The organism is Parasphingorhabdus sp. (assembly GCF_036964675.1).
GTDB lineage: Bacteria > Pseudomonadota > Alphaproteobacteria > Sphingomonadales > Sphingomonadaceae > Parasphingorhabdus.
In genome coordinates this window covers 1-543 of record NZ_JBALTF010000172.1, presented here as the reverse complement: position 1 = coordinate 543, position 543 = coordinate 1, and the positions used below count along the sequence as shown (strand labels likewise).

The window sequence follows — 543 nt, the reverse complement described above, 5'->3', positions numbered from 1 at the left end:
GGCAGCTCGGGCATGGCAGTCCTCATCCGTTACGGTCCAATGGGCAGCTACAGAGTGATTGCAGTGCTGCCAAGGCTGGTCTACTTGGGTTTCCAAAGAAAAATCAGCACAGGCAAGAAATGGCTATCGAAAGCAAAACCGTCTCCTTCGGCTATGAAGAGGTCGACGAGAGCGAAAAGACCGGCAGAGTCGGCGCGGTCTTCTCCAGCGTTGCCTCCAGATATGATGTGATGAACGACGCAATGAGTGCCGGCACCCACCGCTTGTGGAAAGACCGCTTCGTGCGCCGCGTCAAGCCGCGTGCTGGCGAGAATATTCTCGATATGGCGGGCGGCACCGGCGACATCGCTTTTCGCATGGTCAATAGCGGCGCCCATATAACGGTTGCCGATATCAACGCAGAAATGCTGGCCGAAGGCGTGGAACGAGCGCTCGAAAAGGACGAAACGCGGCTGGTCTGGAGCCGGCAAAATGCCGAGCAGCTGAACTTTCCCGATGCCCATTTCGATGCCTATACGATCGTCTTTGGCATCCGCAATGTCA

General features: G+C 56.5%; 1 protein-coding gene. It reads left to right on the top strand.

Features of this window, described 5'->3' with window-relative positions:
• Nucleotides 1-119 precede the first annotated feature (119 nt).
• Nucleotides 120-543 (top strand): class I SAM-dependent methyltransferase (locus tag V7665_RS13805; RefSeq protein WP_335665099.1); only part of this gene is annotated, 424 nt, incomplete at its 3' end.